At 27.5% G+C, this 1,737-nt stretch carries 2 protein-coding genes; both read left to right on the plus strand.

The genetic code is table 11. The features are described 5' to 3' along the window. On the plus strand, positions 1–1,418 hold a 1,418-nt coding region (locus ACTG3S_RS08355; RefSeq protein ID WP_439128900.1), incomplete at its 5' end, for an ATP-binding protein. 47 nt (positions 1,419–1,465) lie between these two features. Then, the coding region (locus ACTG3S_RS08360; RefSeq protein WP_439128901.1) for a response regulator at positions 1,466–1,737 on the plus strand (272 nt) is incomplete at its 3' end.

Here is a 1,737-nt window from a genome sequence, read left to right on the forward strand (position 1 = left end):
GGAAAAAAGCAAGTATTAGTTTACAAAAAGACTCTACAAAAAACCTAATATCAATTATTAATGCTTTAGATATTACTGCAGCAGCATTTACAGAAAATGGGCAACCAGATAGTGCAGCTGTAAGGCAAGAAAAAATACTTAGTTTTTTACCTAGATTAGATTCTACGGATGTAAAAACCACATTTGTAAATCTTGGTTACACTTACATGGTGTTAGGCAAATTAGAAAAATCGAGAGAGCTAACCGAAATAGGTTTAAAACTTTACAAGCCCTATAATAGTGACTATGCAACAGGTGCAATTTTTACAAATTTAGCAATGTATGGAAATAGAGCAAATAAACTAAATTACTCTCTAAAAATGTTTGATTCTGCAATTTATTATACAGAAAAAAGTAAATACATAGAGAACTTTGTTTGGATTTATGATGAAAGAGCTCAAGTTTATAAAAAATTAGGAAATTTAAAACAAGCTTTAAAAGACACTGAGGCTTTAGTAAAAATTAAAGATTCAATATTTAAAAAACAAAGAGATCAAACTGTACAAGAAACAGAAGCCAAATACGAAACAGCAAAAAAAGAAAAAGAAATAGCCCTTCAGAAAGAACAATTGTTAGAAAAAGAACTCGCTATTAAAAACAGAAATCTTTATGCAATATTATTCGCGTCTGCCTTTTTAATTTTAGCAATTATCTTTTTTGCAGTTTACAAAAGAAATCAACTTAAAAAGCAACAGCTGCAAAAAGAAATAGATCTTAAAGATGCCTTATCAAAGATAAAAACCCAAAACAGATTACAAGAACAGCGTTTAAGAATTTCTAGAGATTTACACGATAATATTGGCTCTCAACTTACTTTTATAATATCTTCTATAGACAACTTGAAATATGTTAGCAAAGATGCTAATGAAAAATTGAAAGAAAAATTAGTTGGTATTAGTTCCTTTACCTCAGAAACCATTCATCAATTAAGAGATACAATTTGGGCAATGAATAAAACTGAAATTACGATTGAGGATTTACATACCAGAATTTTATCATTCATAGAAAAAGCAAAAATTGCAACACCAAACATAGCGTTTAAAATAAATTATGAAATTGATAAAAATGAAGCTTTATCTTCTTTAGAAGGCATGAGTATTTTTAGAGTTTTACAAGAAGCTATTAATAATGCTATTAAATATGCAGAAAGTTCTAAAATCGAAATCAATATTGATAAAAAAGAAAACACCTATATAATTTCTATAATGGATGATGGAGTTGGTTTCGACTTAAATACAGTAACGTTAGGGAATGGTTTAAGTAATATGGAAAAAAGAATGAGTGAAATTGGTGGAAATGTAAAAATTATTTCTGCTAAAAGTAAGGGTACAGAAATTAAATTATTATTAAACTCAAAATATACGTCAAATGACGTATAAATTCTATACATTCAAATCATTAATTTAGTCTTCTAACCAAACTTATTATGAACTTAAAAATTTGCATTGCCGAAGACAACTATTTTTTAGTAAAAGCCATTAAAGAAAAACTCTCTTATTTTGATAATATTTCTGTAAAATTCCATGCAAATAATGGTGCAGAATTAATAGGTAAATTAGAGGAGAACCATAATATAGACGTGATTTTAATGGATATTCAAATGCCAGAAATGGATGGTATAAAAGCTACTGAAATTGTAAAAACAAAATATCCTCAAATAAAAGTTATTATGCTTACAGTTGTAGATGATGATGATTG

Origin of the sequence: Polaribacter sp. (assembly GCF_965656025.1) — a bacterium.
Lineage (GTDB): Bacteria > Bacteroidota > Bacteroidia > Flavobacteriales > Flavobacteriaceae > Polaribacter.